The organism is Sphingobacterium sp. WM (assembly GCF_029542465.1).
GTDB lineage: Bacteria > Bacteroidota > Bacteroidia > Sphingobacteriales > Sphingobacteriaceae > Sphingobacterium > Sphingobacterium cellulitidis.
On sequence record NZ_CP120709.1, the window covers coordinates 3,856,533 to 3,874,128 of the forward strand.

Annotated in this window: 18 protein-coding genes; 4 read left to right on the forward strand and 14 right to left on the reverse strand. The window is 42.7% G+C overall.

The window, feature by feature from the left end:
• Positions 1-6 precede the first annotated feature (6 nt).
• The 12 genes from traN to PZ892_RS16440 all read right to left on the reverse strand — a co-directional run bounded on the left by traN (position 7) and on the right by PZ892_RS16440 (position 10,136).
• The gene (gene traN / locus PZ892_RS16385) at positions 7-843 is read right to left on the reverse strand and encodes a conjugative transposon protein TraN (protein WP_094257330.1); all 837 of its coding nucleotides are present in this window, start codon (positions 841-843) and stop codon (positions 7-9) included.
• 10 nt (positions 844-853) lie between these two features.
• Positions 854-2,173 (reverse strand): conjugative transposon protein TraM, encoded by a 1,320-nt coding sequence (gene traM / locus PZ892_RS16390; RefSeq protein ID WP_277711572.1) that lies wholly within the window; start codon positions 2,171-2,173, stop codon positions 854-856.
• Between the two features lie 23 nt (positions 2,174-2,196).
• A complete protein-coding gene (locus PZ892_RS16395; protein WP_277711574.1) occupies positions 2,197-2,559 on the reverse strand; it encodes a hypothetical protein in 363 nt (120 codons plus the stop codon).
• 6 nt (positions 2,560-2,565) lie between these two features.
• Positions 2,566-3,174: a conjugative transposon protein TraK gene (gene traK / locus PZ892_RS16400; RefSeq protein WP_229678319.1), complete on the reverse strand. Its 609-nt coding sequence runs from the start codon at positions 3,172-3,174 to the stop codon at positions 2,566-2,568.
• Between the two features lie 30 nt (positions 3,175-3,204).
• A complete protein-coding gene (gene traJ, locus PZ892_RS16405; protein WP_094257333.1) occupies positions 3,205-4,407 on the reverse strand; it encodes a conjugative transposon protein TraJ in 1,203 nt (400 codons plus the stop codon).
• Between the two features lie 21 nt (positions 4,408-4,428).
• Positions 4,429-5,070, reverse strand: a complete 642-nt coding sequence (locus PZ892_RS16410; protein ID WP_094280733.1) for a hypothetical protein — start codon at positions 5,068-5,070, stop codon at positions 4,429-4,431.
• Positions 5,067-5,732 (reverse strand): hypothetical protein, encoded by a 666-nt coding sequence (locus PZ892_RS16415; RefSeq protein WP_094280734.1) that lies wholly within the window; start codon positions 5,730-5,732, stop codon positions 5,067-5,069. Before PZ892_RS16415 ends, PZ892_RS16410 begins: the two co-directional genes overlap by 4 nt.
• Positions 5,729-6,388 (reverse strand): conjugal transfer protein TraI, encoded by a 660-nt coding sequence (locus tag PZ892_RS16420; protein ID WP_277711576.1) that lies wholly within the window; start codon positions 6,386-6,388, stop codon positions 5,729-5,731. Before PZ892_RS16420 ends, PZ892_RS16415 begins: the two co-directional genes overlap by 4 nt.
• Positions 6,389-6,426: 38 nt before the next feature.
• Positions 6,427-8,904: a TraG family conjugative transposon ATPase gene (locus tag PZ892_RS16425; RefSeq protein WP_182499177.1), complete on the reverse strand. Its 2,478-nt coding sequence runs from the start codon at positions 8,902-8,904 to the stop codon at positions 6,427-6,429.
• Positions 8,895-9,236 (reverse strand): DUF4133 domain-containing protein, encoded by a 342-nt coding sequence (locus PZ892_RS16430; protein WP_094280737.1) that lies wholly within the window; start codon positions 9,234-9,236, stop codon positions 8,895-8,897. Before PZ892_RS16430 ends, PZ892_RS16425 begins: the two co-directional genes overlap by 10 nt.
• Before the next feature lie 2 nt (positions 9,237-9,238).
• Positions 9,239-9,586, reverse strand: a complete 348-nt coding sequence (locus PZ892_RS16435) for a DUF4134 domain-containing protein (protein ID WP_094257339.1) — start codon at positions 9,584-9,586, stop codon at positions 9,239-9,241.
• 124 nt (positions 9,587-9,710) lie between these two features.
• A complete protein-coding gene (locus tag PZ892_RS16440) occupies positions 9,711-10,136 on the reverse strand; it encodes a hypothetical protein (RefSeq protein ID WP_141202103.1) in 426 nt (141 codons plus the stop codon).
• A 329-nt stretch (positions 10,137-10,465) separates the two neighbouring features.
• Between PZ892_RS16440 and PZ892_RS16445 the strand changes: the two genes are divergently transcribed.
• From PZ892_RS16445 to mobC, 4 genes are read left to right on the forward strand one after another with little or no spacing between them, the layout of a single operon-like run.
• Complete coding sequence (locus PZ892_RS16445) at positions 10,466-11,374, forward strand: toprim domain-containing protein (RefSeq protein ID WP_094257485.1); 909 nt, start codon at positions 10,466-10,468, stop codon at positions 11,372-11,374.
• 18 nt (positions 11,375-11,392) lie between these two features.
• On the forward strand, positions 11,393-11,749 hold the full coding sequence (locus PZ892_RS16450; RefSeq protein WP_094257341.1) for a hypothetical protein: 357 nt from the start codon (positions 11,393-11,395) through the stop codon (positions 11,747-11,749).
• Positions 11,737-12,828: a relaxase/mobilization nuclease domain-containing protein gene (locus PZ892_RS16455; protein ID WP_347176394.1), complete on the forward strand. Its 1,092-nt coding sequence runs from the start codon at positions 11,737-11,739 to the stop codon at positions 12,826-12,828. Before PZ892_RS16450 ends, PZ892_RS16455 begins: the two co-directional genes overlap by 13 nt.
• A gap of 20 nt (positions 12,829-12,848) precedes the next feature.
• Positions 12,849-14,822 carry a conjugal transfer protein MobC gene (mobC, locus tag PZ892_RS16460; RefSeq protein ID WP_094257343.1) on the forward strand — a complete coding sequence of 658 codons (1,974 nt, stop codon included), beginning with the start codon at positions 12,849-12,851 and terminating at the stop codon, positions 14,820-14,822.
• A 645-nt stretch (positions 14,823-15,467) separates the two neighbouring features.
• On the opposite strand, the gene PZ892_RS16465 is transcribed toward mobC, so the two are convergent.
• Entirely contained in the window at positions 15,468-17,300 is a 1,833-nt protein-coding gene (locus PZ892_RS16465) for a Xaa-Pro dipeptidyl-peptidase (protein ID WP_277711577.1), read from the reverse strand.
• Positions 17,290-17,520 carry a hypothetical protein gene (locus tag PZ892_RS16470; protein ID WP_277711578.1) on the reverse strand — a complete coding sequence of 77 codons (231 nt, stop codon included), beginning with the start codon at positions 17,518-17,520 and terminating at the stop codon, positions 17,290-17,292. The genes PZ892_RS16465 and PZ892_RS16470 overlap by 11 nt, the downstream gene beginning before the upstream one ends.
• Positions 17,521-17,596: the final 76 nt, after the last annotated feature.

The window sequence follows — 17,596 nt, forward strand, 5'->3', positions numbered from 1 at the left end:
TATTTATTAAAGATTTGGAACTGGAAGGGTCTTTAGGATATGCCTATTTCGTACCTTCAGTACGAGGTTCCTACCACCAGAAAGTTCCATAAGTTCCACTCTTAGATGTTTACCCTTAGGGAGGGTAAAACTTGGGAGGCTGAAAACCAATGTATGCATAACATATTCAATGAGCTTACCATGCTCTCCTACCACAAACTCGGGGGTGACCTCAAGGTCTTGTGAAGGGGTTCTTTTTGTCGTTTTGTTATCTTTAATGAAGAACCTGAGTTGGTCAGGTTGAAATGGTACGTTAGAATTATTGTAGAATCTGAATCGAAAGTACATCCTACCATCCTGTATAAAGACACCATCGAGGCTAAAGGAGATCCCGTACGAATGCTTTCTTATAAGAAAGGGAACAAGGTCGGTTCTACATGCCCAATCCATTCCTTTTCTTACCTTGTGCGGAGGGACATTCTTTCCATTCACGATCGCGCGAACTGTAGGAGGCCCCAATAAATCTTTGACCATAAGATTTATTGGATCTGCAAATTCCGCATAACTAACCAAGAAAGTATATAACTTTCCATCTTGAGTTATTACTGTAAGGTTTGTTTTTTCTAGCTCTCTTTTTGCGGCTTTGACCTGAAGGATGTTCTGTACTCCGTTAGCCTTCTGGGCAAGAAGTTCCAAGCTTCCCAGGTCTACGCTAAGGATTGGGCTTGGAAATATAAGATTAGTCGTCATTTGTTCACTGACATTTAATCGCTGTGGCATGTTTTCAGCCTGCCCTTGAGCACCAGTCCAAGCCAGAAGGAGAAAGAGCGAAAATAAAAAGCTTTGTATTTGATTATCCATCATAAATTTTTATCTAAGGTTGAGTAAATTTTGATCCTTTTTTATCCAATAAGAGCACGCGATAATCTGCGGGCATAATTACTTTTTTCACTTTTATCCTTTTAGAAATCAAACTCTTTGCTGCCTGTATCCCCATAGTGGCAGCCTTGGTTTCCCATGAGGGATCCAGTGCAGTAAAACCTAACTCTTGGATGGACCTATTGGATGATTCCTGAATTCCTTGCTGTACAACGTTTCCGGGGACATTGACACCTTGCATTCCATCAAGATCATGCACCTGCAGATCGACAGGTAAAATCACATTCCCTACTCGAATGTTGCTGACATTGATGTCCATCCTCTGGGAGGTAAGGTTTACCCTTGCAAATACCAAAGTTCCCTTTGGGATCTCATTGCCAGCAATGGTTACGTTTTGTAGCAGGTGAAGTTTAATGGACGAACCGTTCGTAACCTCTTGCCTATCATGCACAGCGGCAAGGATAGATCCTTTCTCAATAGGAAGTTCGTCTTGCACCATGGTTGAATAGAACCTGACCGCTCGTTTAAAGGAATCCAACTTTTGTCCATGGTTTTCTAAAATTGAGATGTCTCCATGCTCCAATGAGGGTTCTACGTGTAACACGTTATCACTTGCCTTGCTTTTATCCTTATCTATCCTGGACCTTAACCTCTCGGGGTGCTGGATGTCTAGAACTTTGTCGAGCATGTCATTGAGTTGAGAGATTTCTAGGTCCTGTTCTGGATCATGGGTCAGCGAATCCAAGCGTGATCTGTATACATCCAGGAAATCTGTTTCAATCTTACCCTTTTTTTTACCTTCTATAATAGGCATGACCTCTGCCACTGAATTCCTATACTGAGAGTTGGTCTGGGAAGTATCATTGATCTCAGTATCATCAAGCTCCTTTCGAAGCACGGAGAGTCTACTAAGGATCTCTTTGGAAAGATCCTCTGCAGATTCACTTTCCTCGGGCTCAAAATCATTGCCGTCTTCTCCTTCTGCTTGCCTTAGATCCTTCCAAGAAAATCCCTCAGGTTCCTGTGGGTCCAAGTAATAAGGGTCGTTCCTGATGAGCTCTCTAAGCTTTAAAGAATCACGATCCGCCTTTTCATAAAGCTGAAGCTTATTGAGCTTTTCCCCTAATGTTTCACCCAACTGTGGAAGTTCGGCTGGAAAACCAGATTGTTCAACATTCTTAAGGTAGGGTGGAGTTCCACTTCCTACCCCCATTTTCCAGAACATCAGAATTAAAAAGGGTATGGCAACCACTGGAGCTAATAGAAGGAACCTATGGCTAAATTTTTTCCTATTTATTATTTTACTTGTTTTCATGACAATTATCTTTCATTGATCCATTATTTTTTTCTGCACGATGAATGTTTTTTTTCTTTCCCTATCCCGGGATTTTTTTCTTCAAGTTTCTGTTGATTTAATTCTCCTTGGAAATCTGGGTGAGGTTGACCAGGCTCCTGACCTTCATGAGTGCCTGGAGGCTGAATAGTAGGTAATTTAATGGATGTTGGCATTGATATGGTTAATCCTGAGACTCCCCAAATCGAACTGTAGACCTGGAAAATGCAACAACATCCGGCCAATATTATAAAGATTGAGAGCCAGATTATCCGGATCCTCCTAGAAGAGCGTCTTCTTCTAACCTTTACTTTGAATCTCCATATCTTGTGGTGTTCCAGTAGCTTATTTGTTATTTTCTTTTCCATTGTAATTTATTTACGATTCCTAGTCCTTATGTCCCGATTTTCAAGTATCTCCCACCTTTCGATTAACAAACCATGGGAATTATTCTCGCTTCGGGAAACCTCTCTAAGCATCCCACGACATACTAAGTTCCGCGTGGTCTGAGTGGTAGGCCTAGTAATCAGTTGAGTGCCATAGAAGTGGAAACTGTAGGGATATTCTGACAGGTCCACACGGATACTATCCACAATCAGGCGTTGGTTCACATTGGCTGCGACCAGCTGTGAATAGAAATCCCTCTCTCGGAGATTGTCATAAACTTTCTTGGCGCTCTGATCCGCCAGGTAAAGTGCAATGGTGGTTTTCTCACGGATGGAAGACTCATCAGGGTCAAGCGTGAAGAATAGCTCGTGGAAACGCCTGACATGTTCCTTGGCTTCGGCCGAAAGGTTGTCTTGTCGGGAAGACGATCGGGCGAGGAAAGCCTGTCCATTTGCCAGTACATAAATTTGTTGCTGATGTCGGCTGATTGTCCCCAAGCTCCAGTAAATGCACAGACAACAGGTCACCCCGCTAAAAACAACAACAAGCGCCGTAAACCCCCTAATAAGGCGAAAGGCCGAATCAATATTTTTCATTTTCCTGAACATATTCTTTGTTTTCTATCTTTATGGGTTTCCCTTCAATTTCTCTTGCATATAGTTGTCATTGGGAGCTGAATCCTTGAAATAAGGTTCACTCTGGGATCTTTGGACCATGTTACTAGAGTTCCTTGCTGCTGAATCTCCCATTGCATCACCTGACATTGATACATTTTGCATCATACGGGTTGGCAGACTAGTAGTGGTTCCGAGGAAAATGTTGGTAACGTTCCTTACAAATGCACCGCTTTCCGAGGCGTTTACAATGTAATTGGCGATTGTAGGGACTGCAAAATAGCCAACGATTCCTATGATCAGGAATATCAGATAAGCACCGTCTGAAGGAGAGAACATGGTATATCCACTTTCCTCAATCTGGGATATATCCAACCTGAGCATATTTTGTTGGATTTTTCCGATTAGACTTCCGAAAATATTGGCCACTGGCAACCATAGGTATATATTTATGTACCTAGCCAACCAAATGACAAGGCTATGCTGAAATCCGTCAAAGACCGATAAACCAAATACAATCGGACCCAAAACAGAGAGGACTACCAACTGGAAGGTTCTCAAGCAGTCGATGCAAAGTGCCGCCGCCTGGAACAATAGCGACAACACTTCGCTCATCCATTCCTTAATGGAATTCCTAAAATTATAGGCCGCCTTGGCCATCGCGAACTTGTAATCATTGCCAAGGCCTTCCCAAAACCCCTCTGATTGCGGATCTTCACCCTGATTGGTATATCGGTACCACCTGTCTCGGTCACCTTGCCCGTTAAGACCTACGTACATCTGAAAGAGTTCAGTCCCCTCCAATGCTTTGCGCTTTTGCATGAGGAGTTCCGAAATGGCCTGGTTAGAATCACCCACCATTGCCGAGGTAGCCCGGACAGTTGGAGAAAGTACTCCGTTCACAAGCCCCATTACGGATGGGAAGATAGAAATGCAAAAACCAATGGCAAAAGGGCGCAAGAGTGGGAAAATGTCTATGGGTTCTGCCGCTGCAATATGTTTCCATACCCTTGAAGAAATGAACCACAGGGCTGCAAATCCTGCAAGACCCTGGCCTACCCCCATAAGGTTGGAGCATAACGGCATCATTTCATCATAGAGTTGCTCTAAGACAAGTTGGAAATTGCTAAAGTTCTCGGATAGATCCTGAGCGGAGGCTCGTATTGGTCCGATTAGGGACAACAAGGCTAATCCATATTTTATAATTGTTTTCATGTTCTTGTATATTTATCAACATTAATCTGGTCCCTTCTGGATCAGCTCTTCCACCCTGTCGATGTCCCTGCTCTCACGCATCCGTTGGTACCGGAGGATATCTGTAGAGTTCACCATAGCGCGGAGGGATTCAACTGACCGTTCCATTTTTCTGTAAAGCAGGTCAATGGCCAACAGGCGTTCCCCATCATTCATTTTTAACTGTCCGTCCACCACCAAGACGATCAACTCCTGTAGGATCATTAAGCTTTCCTCCAGGGCTTTTTCCTGGAACAGGGACAGATATTGAAGTTCCTCTAATGAAAAGAGACCTGAATTCCGAAACCTCTGAATGGACCTTTTGGTCAGAGAAACCACCTGTAATTGAAGGTCAATAACCAGTTTTACCTTGTGGTACCTTCGAACCGATGGACTGGCCTCAAACAACCCATGTAAAAAAAACCTGTGCAGGTCAAAATTACCTTTACTAAGATCCCTGATTATACCGTAACCTTTATTGAGTACGGAATAGGTTTGCTTCATCTGAGAAAGGATTTTCTTCATTTGTGCCAATTTCTCGACGTTTAAGATCAATTGGGAAATCTCAGTGCTTTGTCCCAAGAGCCTTTGTCCAGGCAACACTAACCAAAGGGCGGTAAGTAACAACAATCTGCATATCTTCATTTAATTCTTTTTTTTGTTCCCGATTTTTCAAAAAGTACCCACAGATCCCTTTGATCGCGTTTCCTGAAAATGGAGATTTGGAAAGAATCCTCTATCAATCTCTTGGAGACGGCCAAAAGTTCAACCATCTCTTTATGGAGCACCCAAAGGCGTTGCAATCGCTGACCATCGTCCAGCTGTACCTCATCGTTCTTCATTATGTATGTAAGCCCTTCAAGCAGTTCGACACTCACCACTAGGATGTTTGAGGAGATATCCTTAATGTACTGCCCTTCTTTGTCAGGTAGTTTATCAGTCGACTTTAGTAGTTCCTTGGCATAAATACAATGCTTAACAACGATGGCCTGCATGTCCAATATCATAGACACTATCGGGTCTCCTTTCAGATGCGGGTTGACAATACCCATGGACTTGAAGAAAAGTTGGTGTAAGGAAAATACATCTTTCTTTGCTTCCTGAATTGAACCCAGTCCGGACTGCAAAAGATCTTTTCCTTCATCCACCAGATTTAAATAGACACTCTGAGCCGCAATTTGCTGGATTTGGTACTCTTTTTGGGTCTTTTTTTGACGGATCCATTCTTTCACTATCTGGCATTGACCGGCTTGTGGCAGTTGGAAAACGAAACAAAAGATGAATTGGGAAATCAGTTTTGCTTTCATGGTGTCTTGGATAGATTATAAAGTTCTCTTACTTTTCCAACCTGTTCTTTCTGGGATAACCGTTGGAACCTCAAGATTAAGTTTTGCCGGTTGAAGGCCTTAAGGTCCCTGTAATTCCCATATAGATCATTGATTGTTTCATTTATCAGTTGGATTCGTTGCAGATCGCTCATCGCAAGGTGGAACGATCTTACTATAGATTGAACTTGTTCAAGATTTTTAAGGCTTCTATCAAGGATCAATGCATAGACCTTTTCCATGTGGACGCTCTCATCATGACTAAATACCGGATCACCTTTCAATAGGTCCCAAACCTTGCTGTATTCCTGGACCAAATCCAGCTGGATTTGGACAACTTGGCGGACTTTCCTGAAACCTGTGATCGCCGACCTTACCTGGCTAAATTGCTGATAATGTTCTCTATATTGCTCCGTATGCTTGTTTGTCCATTCAGAGATTTCTTGGAGCCTTAACTTGCTGAGAGAATTCTCCAGTACTTTTTGTGCGTTTTGAAGCCAGATGGTCCGGTTTTGTAACCTCTGGACTTTTAGATCTACGGCTCTTACCACCCTTTTTATCCCTGCTTTAATTACCTCTGCTATGCCGATTTGTGCATGTGCTAGCTGGCAGCTGCCCAATGTAAGGACAAGTCCCACAAGGGCGATCCTTCTCTTAAAATCTCTTTTCATACTATTTATATTTTTAGCAATCCATTTTTGATGTCCCTTGCCATCGCAACAATTGCTCTTGAAAAGTTTCCTCCGTGGCTGCGGGTATATTCCAATAACTTAACCCGTTCTGATTCCTCTGTGGTATAGCATAGATATTCTTCCAGGGATACCTGCGTACGGTAGACCCTAGAGTGAACCCCACCTAGGGAAATGAAAACCTCCTTGTATTTCTGGGTAGGATCGTTGTCTCGGTTAACCGAGAGCACCATGGCCTTTTCCTTGTCTGTCAATCCTAACATTGCCTGTATCTCGTCAAATTTATTCATGAATTTACGCTGGTCTAATAGGATCTTGCAATCGCTGTTATTGACAATTGTCTGTTTGACTACGGGCGAAGAAATGATGTCCTCAATATCCTGAGTAACTACAATTGCCTCTCCGAAAAATTTGCGCACTGTCTTGAACAGATACTTTATGTACTGGGCGAAACCTTCCTTCATCAGGGCTTTCCAGGCCTCCTCTATCAAGATGATCTTACGAACTCCTTTAAGCTTTCTCATCTTTCCAATGAAGACTTCCATGATAATTATGGTAACCACCGGAAACAGGATTGGATGTTCCTTGATGCTGTCCAGCTCAAAAACTATAAACCTCTCTTCCAGCAGGCCCAGCGCCTGAGTAGAATTGAGCAGATAATCAAATTCGCCCCCTTTATAAAATGGCCTTAACACATACAGGAAGTTCTCAATATCAAAATCGCTCTGCCTGACTCCATCCCTCTGAAGAGATGGAACATACAATTCCCTTAAAAACTCATAAAAACTATCAAAGCATGGCCATATCAGGGGCCGTGAACCGAGAAATGCAAAATAGCCGGAGATGGCATTGGAGAGTCCAACATATTCAGATCGTCTGAAAACCTCATCGTCCCTTTTCCACAGGGCAAGTAGCAAGGTCTTGATGCTTTCCTTTTTCTCGGTATCAAGGCTATCCCCTTTACTAATGAAAAATGGATTGAAACTGACCGGTTCCTCTTCACTATAGGTAAAATACTTCCCTCCAATCAATTGGCACAAACCTCTATAGCTATGCCCCACATCCACAAGTACAACATGACTACCCTGTTGATGGTAGCTCCGGAGCATATGGTTAGTAAAGAAGGATTTGCCGCTACCGGTCGGGCCAAGAATAAACTTGTTACGGTTGGTACATATCCCTTTCAGGATTGGCTCATCAGAAATATCGACATGGAGGGGTCTTCCCGAAAGGCGATCCCCAAGGCGAATGCCTGTTGGGCTCACAGAAGTTTCACTATTGCTCTCTAGGTTGAGAAAACAGCTTGCTTGTTCAGCAAAAGTCTCAAAGGTCTCATTTAGTGGGAGGTCTGCAGAATTTCCGGGGACTCCTGCCCAGAAAATTTGGGGAGCACCAACGGTTTCCTCCTTGCAAAGTGCATCGATCTTGGACAAGGCCGAGGAAACCATATTCCTGATAGAATTTATTTCCTTTTGATCGCACGTCCAAGTTAGCACGTTGAAATGAGCCCTTACAGGCAAACGTTGATTGACAAGGGCTTCATTCAGAAAACTTTCCGTGGCATCCCTGGAAATTTTGTTTGCTCGACTATAGGCAGAAAGCGATTGTAACCTCAGGCGTTTACGTTCCAACCGCTTAATCACCTCCTGATGGTCAGAGATCAAAATGTACTGGTTATAGATGTGGTCACAATTAAGAAGTTGTCCCAATGGGGAACTGAATCCAACACTGAAGCGTGTTCTTTCAGTACAATATCTTTCGTAATCAATCCTACTACCACAAAGATTGGGGAGATCATTGGCATCGCTAAGTGTAAACAACTGGCAGTGCCGGCTACCAACTTGTATCCCCTTGGAAAAATCTATATCCCTTATCAATGGGCATTCTTCTGACCCTCCTAGCCTAAAATAGCGTTCAATGAGTCCGTGACGGCCACTTGTGCTCTTTAACTCATCGTCGGTTAATCTTACGAGTTGGATTAAACCAGAGTCCTCAAGTATCCTCTGGAACTGTCCGCAGGCTACAAAGAACTCCTTGAAGCCTTCATGATCAATGGTCTCGTGGGGAACCAGCTGTCCTCGTATCAAGGTAGAGAAAAGGCTACTTGCTCCTTTTCTGGAATTAGGAGATTTGGTCAACATCACATAACAATGATGTTCAAGGTAACTCCTTTCGTTAAAATGAAGTTCGCTTGCCCTTTCAAGGAAACCGACTTCTAAGTCGGAAAGCTCCGCACGATATCTTTTCTTCTCGAACCAGTCCTGTTTATGAATAATACTCCCATGTGGCAGGGCCTTTATGGCACTGATCCAGCCCTGGTGGAATGCTTCGAACTCTGCATCCGACAAACTGAATATCTCGGGTATATCGGCTCGAAAGACAAGCGTTACATCACCGCTTTTACTAAGGATGCAATCTTGTTCAACGTCCAACAAAGGGAATATCTTATTGAATTCTACATCCATTTTTTCACCTCCCTATCCTTGAAGTAAATAAATTGTTTTCTGTCCCTGATTCGAAGGGAACTAGGCAGCTTTCCCCGTGCATATGACTTTAAAAAGCCATATTTACCATATCGCCTATTCCATCCATGAACTACAACTGTCCACAGAATTCCTGAAACGACCATAACCGAAAGACTAAAGATTCTTGAAATCCCTGAATAATATAGTGTCAGGAAAATCGTCATCAAGAGAACAAACCCGAGAACAAGCATCCAAATGTACTGTGATTGGAGCCCAAAGAATTCAATAGGCCTGTTGATGTCACGTTGGATACGATAAATTGAATTTGCCATATTCAACGTATTCCAAAGAACGATTCAATTACAGTAGTTACCACGACTAAGAAAACACAGCTGCCGAACCAAGCGGCGGCAACCTTTCCGGTGTCGGGGTCTCCATTGTTCCATTTCTGGAAGACCTTTACAGCCCCAATGAGCCCCAATAGGGCTCCCACTCCATACATGAGCTGTGTCCCTGCACTGAAATAACTCCTTATCTGGGTATTTGCCGCTTCTATTCCTGCATTTCCATCCTGTCCATTGCAGATTAAAGGCAGTAGAAAGTAAACCGTTAAAATCACCGTTCCAGAGCGCAGTTTCAACCTAGCTGTCGCCTGATGATCTTTATCTATATTATTTATCATAAAACAAATGGATTTTATTTTTTAAGGATAGATGGCTTGCGGTCCCGCGATACCTGAAAAAAGGTATTATCAAGGTGCTCTCACCAGGTAGGATCCGGGAGCGCCGGCCAACTTTCAACCAATTCTACGAGCAACCAATTTTCTCCTTTATAGTGGAAAAAGAAATATCAATTCCAAAATCTTCCAGCTCTACTACCAAGGTTTCCACCATGATTTTCTGGAGTTTTCTGTCATTTGAAGGATTGTACTTCTGCAATAATTCCTTGAGGGTATCCCATTGTATTACCGGATTATCTCCGGCATTTCTGTAGGGAACAAGATATAGGCGCAACTGATCAAGGAATTCCTGTCCACCCCCATAAACGGGAGTAGGATGTTCCTGGGCCCCACTAGGCGGGCCGAAGAACGACTTATTTCCTTTCTCCCATTCGAAACCAGAATTGGAATCAACGTTTTTGAAGTTATCCAGGAATTTCCTCCCATATAGTCTCCATAGGGCCCATACGTAGTAAACCGCTAAGGCACTGGTTAGTAGTAGTAAGATTTGCATCCAGGTTAAATTTTGCAACATTATTTTCTCCTTTTTTACTTTTGAATACAATCAGGTGAATACTTATGGAAAGCAGCATGGTCACCCGTTCAATTGTTTTACAAAGAAACAGGGAAGGTTTTCTTACTACAAGTACAACAATTACCTGTAAATAAGTTGTACCCTCAATGGGACGTTACTTGACTCTTTTCACCTTATTGCCCTAGAGCGATCCTGGAGTAACATTAAGGATTTGAGGTACATACGATTTTTTTTAGGCTCGTTTTAATGGAGCACACCTCTTTAAATTTGGATCGAAGGATAATTTTTTAATAACTCAAAGCATGGATATGGAAAATAACAATAGAAATATTTCCCTACAGGAAATCCGTGAAATGGACCTGGTAAGCTACCTGGCGAATCTTGGCCATGAACCCTCCAAAATCAGGAATAATGATTTTTGGTACCTTTCCCCATTTCGAAAAGAAACCGTACCTTCCTTTAAGGTAAACCGCAGGATCAACCGCTGGTATGACCACGGCATAGGCAAGGGAGGCAACCTCATCGATTTTGCAATTCTTTATCAAGGTTGCAGCATTTCCGAATTCATTGAAGGATTTAGAATGGAATTACCGGTCACGGTATCCTCCAAAATGGCATTCCCCAAGAAATCACACCAGCATGAAAACAAAATCACCTTAATCCAGAACAGCTCCCTGAGGTCAGACCATCTTATCAAATACATTCAAGAACGTCGCATCTCTGTGCACTTGGCAGATCAATATTGTAGAGAGCTCAAATATGAAATTTCTGGGAATAGCTATCTTGGAATTGGCTTTCCCAATGACGGAGGAGGTTTTGAAATCCGAACACCCCATTATAAGTTGAGTAATTCTCCAAAAGACATCTCCAGTGTTGGAATAGGCCACAACGAAATCCTTGTTTTTGAAGGCTTTATGGATTTCCTGACCTTCAGAACCCTCCATCCTAATTTAGACGAATCAAAGGTGGATTTCATGGTCCTTAACTCCGTATCCTTCTTTGAAAGGGCACGAGAAAAAATGGAGTCTCACCAGCAGATTTCCCTATACCTTGACCGTGACAGGGCCGGCACAGAATTAACCAGATACGCCTTATCATTGGACAATAGATACCGAGACCAGAGCGCATTGTACCAGAATCATAAAGATTTAAATGATTGGGCAATGAATATAGGTAAATTGAAAATACCTCTTCCTGCCCGCAGGATATCCAAATAATCACTCAAAAAATTCAACATGAAAAACAACAAACTAAGAAATAAGGCCGTCACCCTTAATTTTACGGAAAAGGAATATTCCCAGCTAAAGACAGAAAAAGAAAACAGTACATGCCCAAACATGGCCCTTTATCTCAGAAAAAGATTGTTTTCCCGAAAAATCGTAACAACAATAAGGAATCGCTCACAGGATGATGTCCTAGAGGAACTTTCCCGTTCTAGAAAATGCATGGAGAGATCCAAGGTCCATATGGTTGAAGCATTAGGGGACATAAGCGAGAGTTCTGACTTATTAGGGATCTTCAAGCGTATCGAGCAGGAAATGTACATACAGACTTCATTAATAAAAAAGCTTCTCAAGGAATGGTTGCACTAACTTACGACGTGGCGAGTGTTTCTAGGATAATTGCCTACCATGAGAAAAAGGTTGCCTCTGGAATCGCGGAATGTCTAATGGCGGGAAACATGCCACTATCATCTAAGGATCTTAGCATACAACAAAAGACCTCATACATGGTCAACCGCTGTACCCTAAACGCAAACATCAAGCTCCCCTGTCTGCATTCCATTTTGGGTTTCCACCCTCTTGATGGAAGACTGTCCAATTCTCAATTCCGCTTGATCGCCGAATGTTACATGGAGCTGATCGGTTTTGGTCTACAGCCATTTCTAGTTTACCGGCATTCAGATACCTACCACCCGCACATGCACATCGTATCAACGAATATCCGGAGTGATGGAAGCCAAATCTACACGCACAGGCTGGGACAGCGACTTTCCATTCCTGCAGCAAAAAAACTAGAGGCTGATTTTGACCTGGTTCCTGCACAGGAAAATTTACTTGGAGAAAACGAAAGGCCAACCCCTATAAGGGAACTTATCCAGGCTGCTCAGCCTCTCAATAAAAGCCTCCGTGACATCCTACTCTACCTTCAGCGTACATACTCATTTTCGGATTTACAGGAATGGAATGCGCTGCTCAAACCTTTCAATATATTGGCCCTAAGGCCAAAGGCCCATACAAATGATCAAAAAAAAGGACTGATCTATTACTTGACAGACAAGTCCTACAGAACCGTTTCCAAAGGGATTCCTCAAGCCAATCTTTCCCCAGATTTAGGCCAATTTCCACTCTCTTTTTTTCATGTAGCACAAAGGGAAAAGACTTCCATCACTCGTCTCCGGACCGTCATTCAGCAAGAAAAAATGAGTTCCTCAAACCAGGGGTGGGATGCCAAACAACTATTGTTCCAGGGCATTGAACTCATTCAATTGCCTGGAAAAGGAAAAGCTTCAAGTGAAACCGTTGTGATCGATCACATGCTGTATTGCGCAATACACGAAAGAAAGCTAGGTCTAGGCTTTGATATCAATTCATTCAAGCTTGGCCATAGCGCCGAATGCAAAATGGGAAAGGATCTTCAGATAGCCGAACATAGGACCATTAAATTATGATAACATAAACCAGAACGAAAATGAACAATACCGAAAATGCTCAAGCTCTGAAAAAAATATCCGACATGGGACGGCTTATAGCGGTGTTCCTATTGGCCTTGCATTATTACCATGTGGGCTACCATTGGTTCATTAAGCTGGGTATGACATGGCAACTAACCGATAGGATTCTCCAATCCATTTCAGGAACTGGGCTCCTGAACACCTTTAACCGCTGCAAGTGGTTTTGTCTACTTTTCCTGCTGATTTCCATGATTGGAATAAATGGTAAAAAGGAAAGAAAATTCAATATGAACAGAGCATTAGTCTGGTTTTTACTGGGGTTCGGTCTCTTTTTTTCCAGTGGGCTCATTTTTAATGTGCTACCAGCTTCACCTTCGGTACTATTGGTATATTATACGCTGAGTACATGGGGCATGCTTGCTGTCATCAAAGGAACCACGATTATATCCAGAATCCTTTGGACCCAACTAGCAGACCAAGACATATTCAACCTTCAGAACCAGACCTTTCCACAGCAGGAAGACCTACTGGAAAACGATTTTTCGATAAACCTTCCATTCGAGTACCGTTTAAGAAACCGAAAGCGATTTGGTTGGATCAACATCATCAACCCATTTAGAGCAACCCTGGTCTTGGGTAACCCTGGCTCGGGTAAATCTTATTACGTGATACGTCATATTATTTCCCAACACATAAAAAAAGGCTTCTCCATGTTAGTATACGACTTTAAGTACGATGATCTCTCAAAGATAGCATACCATCACTGGATGATGGGGGAAAGGAAAATGAATTTCTATAGGATAGATTTTGACAACCTTTCCAGGACCCACAGGTGCAATCCCCTGGAGCCCTCGGCAATGGATGACATCACTGATGCTGCAGAATCAGCCAGGACCATTCTATTGGGCCTAAACAGGGAGTGGGTTAAGCGACAGGGGGACTTCTTCGTGGAATCGGCAATTAACCTCCTAACTGCAGTGATCTGGTATCTAAGGTGCTACCAGGACGGAGAATTCTGTACCTTACCTCACGTGATTGAGCTTATGCAGCAGGATTATGACCGACTTTTCACATTGCTTAGAAGTCAGGAAGAAATACAGGTCTTGATCAATCCATTTGTCAATGCCTATTTGAACAATGTAATGGAACAGCTCGAAGGTCAGGTAGCATCGGCAAAGATAGCGCTGGCCCGCCTGTCCTCACCCCAACTCTACTACGTTCTTTCGGGAAATGATTTCACCCTTGACATCAACAACCCAAAATCACCCAAGATTGTTTGCATGGGCAATAATCCTCAGAAGATCCAGATCTATGGGGCCGTGATCTCACTTTTCGTGAACAGATTGATTAAACAGGTCAACAAAAAGGATATGCTTAAATGCAGCCTGATCTTCGATGAGTTTCCAACGATCTACTTAAACAACATTGATAGCCTGATTGCTACTGCCAGAAGCAACAAAGTTGCCACCACCCTCTGCGTGCAAGACATTTCCCAACTCCGTAAGGATTATGGCAGAGACCAGGCAGATGTCATACTGAACATAGTAGGAAACGTAATCAGCGGGCAGGTTTCCGGAGAGACAGCAAAACAACTTTCTGAGAGATTTGGGAAGATCATGCAAGACAGGCAGAGCCTATCGATCAATTCCAGCGACACTTCCATTGGCTTATCGAGCCAACTGGACGCAGCAATTCCGCCCTCGGTGATCTCAAGCCTATCCTCCGGTGAATTCGTGGGGATGGTAGCTGATGACCCTCAATTACCTATCTCTCTGAAAGGATTCCATGGCAAGGTGATAAACAACCATCGGGCGATCGCAAAGGAGCAGTCCAGTTACCAGCAGCCCAAAGAGGTCACCCAACCCCAACAAGGGATGGTAGTCAGAAATTATCAACAGATCAAGCGAGACATCCAGGACATCACCTATTCTGAAATGGACAAGTTGATATCGGATCCATCTACCCGGCACCTAGTCATCCCCAAAAAATGATGCTCTAACCGGATCTGCTGCCTTTTATTCCATAGGCCTCCTTTGTGGACATTCATATCAAACAAACTCCTAATTGCAGGGCAATATCAGAAAGGCTTTCCAAGTTATTAATCTCTTAGTCAGAACACGCTAAATCAAAGGACCATAAACTACAAAGCTGCTCGTGAAGGTCGTCTTACTGCTCTGCCCAATTAGGGCTATTGCTAAGAACATTTCGTTATTTTCAACTTCATATTTACTTATGTTGGCCAAAACAGGTTTAACGTTCATGAGCAACTCTTCGAGCTTTAGAGATAGATGAAAATCAATTGTATTATTCATATCCCCTCATGCTAGAATGCCAGTAAAATGAGGAATTACTCCTAGAAATGACAAGGACTTTCAATTACAACTTTAAGGGAATGGAAGAGAATTCCACGAAGGAAAAATTAAAAATGGCCTGCCTAGTTTATCAGGCCAGTATCTTTAGGAGTTCCACTTTATCCAACACAAGGAAGATATATGATCAAAATTATCATTCCTAGGCAGGTATTCAATGTCCCAATATCGCAAATAGTTTTGGTAAGAATCAAGTGAAATTGTCCAGACATACAAAACTGCCGATCTTGCACAAGTAGGCACTATGTGAAATTTTTAGGGATTTATCTATTTTAAAGATGAATCAAATGCCTGAAGTCCACCAACCACCGGTAAGGTCAAATGAGATCCATCAAGATCAATCGTCAGTTCAGTACCGGGCTCTGGCCATAGGGTAAAATCTTGATCAGAGGAGAATATCATCAGTCCGATTTGTTGTCCTGCAGGAATAATTTGGTCATCTGGTTGAAGGTCGAATGCTAAATCATAGAACTTCCCTGGTTTCAGTGGATTGCTTTTGGTCAAAGATTCATGGTTTTGGGGATCAGCCCACCCACGGGTAATGATATTATCAGTGATTCTTACATCTTTACCCTTTTCCCAAGGCAATGCAACTAACCAAACAGATAGGTTTGCTGCAGGTTTACTGCTCGCCAAACGCAGATTAATACGGGGCAATCCGGATATATGAAGATCTTTTGTCAGTTTTGGACTTAGATAAAGCAACCTATGATTGGACGTTTCCAATTGGGCCAATGAATCTCCACTGATGGATACGTCATCAACCAAGGTTTCAAGGGCCTTTACTGATTTCTGTTTAGTTGATAGAGCACCATGTTTAGGGGCACCTGCAACTAAAAAAAGTTTCACATTCAGTGCAGACGGATTTGGGTAATCTGCATAGGGAGTAGGATTCATTTGTCTTTCATTTTCACGCACGATCCAAGCTTTGGGTTCATTTTCAACTCCATTTTGGACACCAAATAAATACCGTGTAAACCAGCGATTCATCATTTTCATGGGAGGAGGACCTCCGTGTCCATCTTGATGATAATAGAGCTGGGTTGGAATACCTAATTCTTTAGCAGCTTTATAAATTCTGTAGCTATGTTCAGGCATTACATTCCAATCATTGAACCCATGGGACATCAAAAGGGCAGCTTTCATCCCTGACATTTGGTTTAGATAATCTCGACCTTTCCAGAAATCATTATAATCACCAGATTCACGATCCAACCCTTTTGCCATTTCGGTATCGCGAATTAACTTATTTCCGTATGCACGTTTAGCTTCATCCCCACTATGGACAAAATCATAAAGTACATCGATATCTTCCCCCAAATAACCACCGGGACTGCGAACCAAACCGTTGGATCTATAATAATGATAGTATGAAGTATTGGGAGCAATGGGAATAATGGCTTTCAGGCCTTCAACTCCAGTTGTGGCAGCGGCCAATGGTAGGGTACCGTTAAAAGATGTTCCGGTCATCCCTACCTTTCCTGTGGACCAATAGGCTTTAACCTTTTGATTCCCTTCCCGACTGGTATATCCATTGTCCTTACCAGACAGCCATTCAATGACTGCTTTAGGAGCAAGAGATTCATTAAGGCCACCTATACTTGGGGAACCATCCGAAAGACCAGTACCTGGTGAAGAAGAGTGAACAACTATGAATCCACGTTTTATCCATTCATGAATAAGGCTATTGGAAATAACAGGTCTTTTTCCTGTTCTCTGAACCTCTGGATGAATCCTTGGGTTTGGGGCCTTTTCACCAATTTCATGTTTCACGTTCCACATGATCCCATCGACCATCTGAGCAGTTCCAGCATAGTATGGGCTAGTCTCGTAAATTACTGGAAGTTTAAGGTTTTCGGTTTGTGTTTGGAAAGGGCGAGTTACATCGACATGCATCCTATCAGGTTTTCCATCACCGTCAGTATCAAAATCAGTTTCCACCCAAAGGTCCTCCCGTATCCATTTATCAGGGGTATTGAACCCCTCAACTATCTGGGCTTCGCCTTCTTTGATGACAGGCAGTGTCTGAGCAAAAAGATTATTTGAGCAGACCACAAAACAAGTTGAAAGAAGTACAGAAGTAATTATTTTATTTATCATTGTTATAATAATTTTCATAATTAATTTTTAGGAAAACCTTCCTAACTTTTAAAATCCCTACAATAATAAACATTTTCTCATTTAATGTATAACTACCAGCAATACCTTCGTCTTCCCAATTGTTTCTACTCCCTCTCCAGGGGCTAACCTGCCTGGGATCAAAGTATATTGCATTGATAAGACCACTGGTTCTACCTCCTACTTGAATGGAATAACCCATAGTATATAATTCTTCAATAGTTTTGGGATCCGTTTTTAGCTCCGATAACAACTACCGGCCAATGGATTCCGGTCTT

Bases quoted from the DNA above. Each gene is read 5' to 3' on its own strand.
- PZ892_RS16470 (WP_277711578.1), bottom strand. From the start codon at position 17,520: ATGGGTTATTCCATTCAAGTAGGAGGTAGAACCAGTGGTCTTATCAAT.
- traJ (WP_094257333.1), bottom strand. From the start codon at position 4,407: ATGAAAACAATTATAAAATATGGATTAGCCTTGTTGTCCCTAATCGGA.
- traK (WP_229678319.1), bottom strand. From the start codon at position 3,174: ATGAAAAATATTGATTCGGCCTTTCGCCTTATTAGGGGGTTTACGGCG.
- PZ892_RS16415 (WP_094280734.1), bottom strand. From the start codon at position 5,732: ATGAAAGCAAAACTGATTTCCCAATTCATCTTTTGTTTCGTTTTCCAA.
- traM (WP_277711572.1), bottom strand. From the start codon at position 2,173: ATGAAAACAAGTAAAATAATAAATAGGAAAAAATTTAGCCATAGGTTC.
- PZ892_RS16425 (WP_182499177.1), bottom strand. From the start codon at position 8,904: ATGGATGTAGAATTCAATAAGATATTCCCTTTGTTGGACGTTGAACAA.
- PZ892_RS16465 (WP_277711577.1), bottom strand. From the start codon at position 17,300: ATGATAAATAAAATAATTACTTCTGTACTTCTTTCAACTTGTTTTGTG.
- PZ892_RS16435 (WP_094257339.1), bottom strand. From the start codon at position 9,586: ATGATAAATAATATAGATAAAGATCATCAGGCGACAGCTAGGTTGAAA.
- PZ892_RS16455 (WP_347176394.1), top strand. From the start codon at position 11,737: ATGGTTGCACTAACTTACGACGTGGCGAGTGTTTCTAGGATAATTGCC.
- PZ892_RS16440 (WP_141202103.1), bottom strand. From the start codon at position 10,136: ATGCAAATCTTACTACTACTAACCAGTGCCTTAGCGGTTTACTACGTA.
- PZ892_RS16450 (WP_094257341.1), top strand. From the start codon at position 11,393: ATGAAAAACAACAAACTAAGAAATAAGGCCGTCACCCTTAATTTTACG.
- mobC (WP_094257343.1), top strand. From the start codon at position 12,849: ATGAACAATACCGAAAATGCTCAAGCTCTGAAAAAAATATCCGACATG.
- PZ892_RS16395 (WP_277711574.1), bottom strand. From the start codon at position 2,559: ATGGAAAAGAAAATAACAAATAAGCTACTGGAACACCACAAGATATGG.
- PZ892_RS16445 (WP_094257485.1), top strand. From the start codon at position 10,466: ATGGAAAATAACAATAGAAATATTTCCCTACAGGAAATCCGTGAAATG.
- PZ892_RS16410 (WP_094280733.1), bottom strand. From the start codon at position 5,070: ATGAAGATATGCAGATTGTTGTTACTTACCGCCCTTTGGTTAGTGTTG.
- PZ892_RS16430 (WP_094280737.1), bottom strand. From the start codon at position 9,236: ATGGCAAATTCAATTTATCGTATCCAACGTGACATCAACAGGCCTATT.
- traN (WP_094257330.1), bottom strand. From the start codon at position 843: ATGATGGATAATCAAATACAAAGCTTTTTATTTTCGCTCTTTCTCCTT.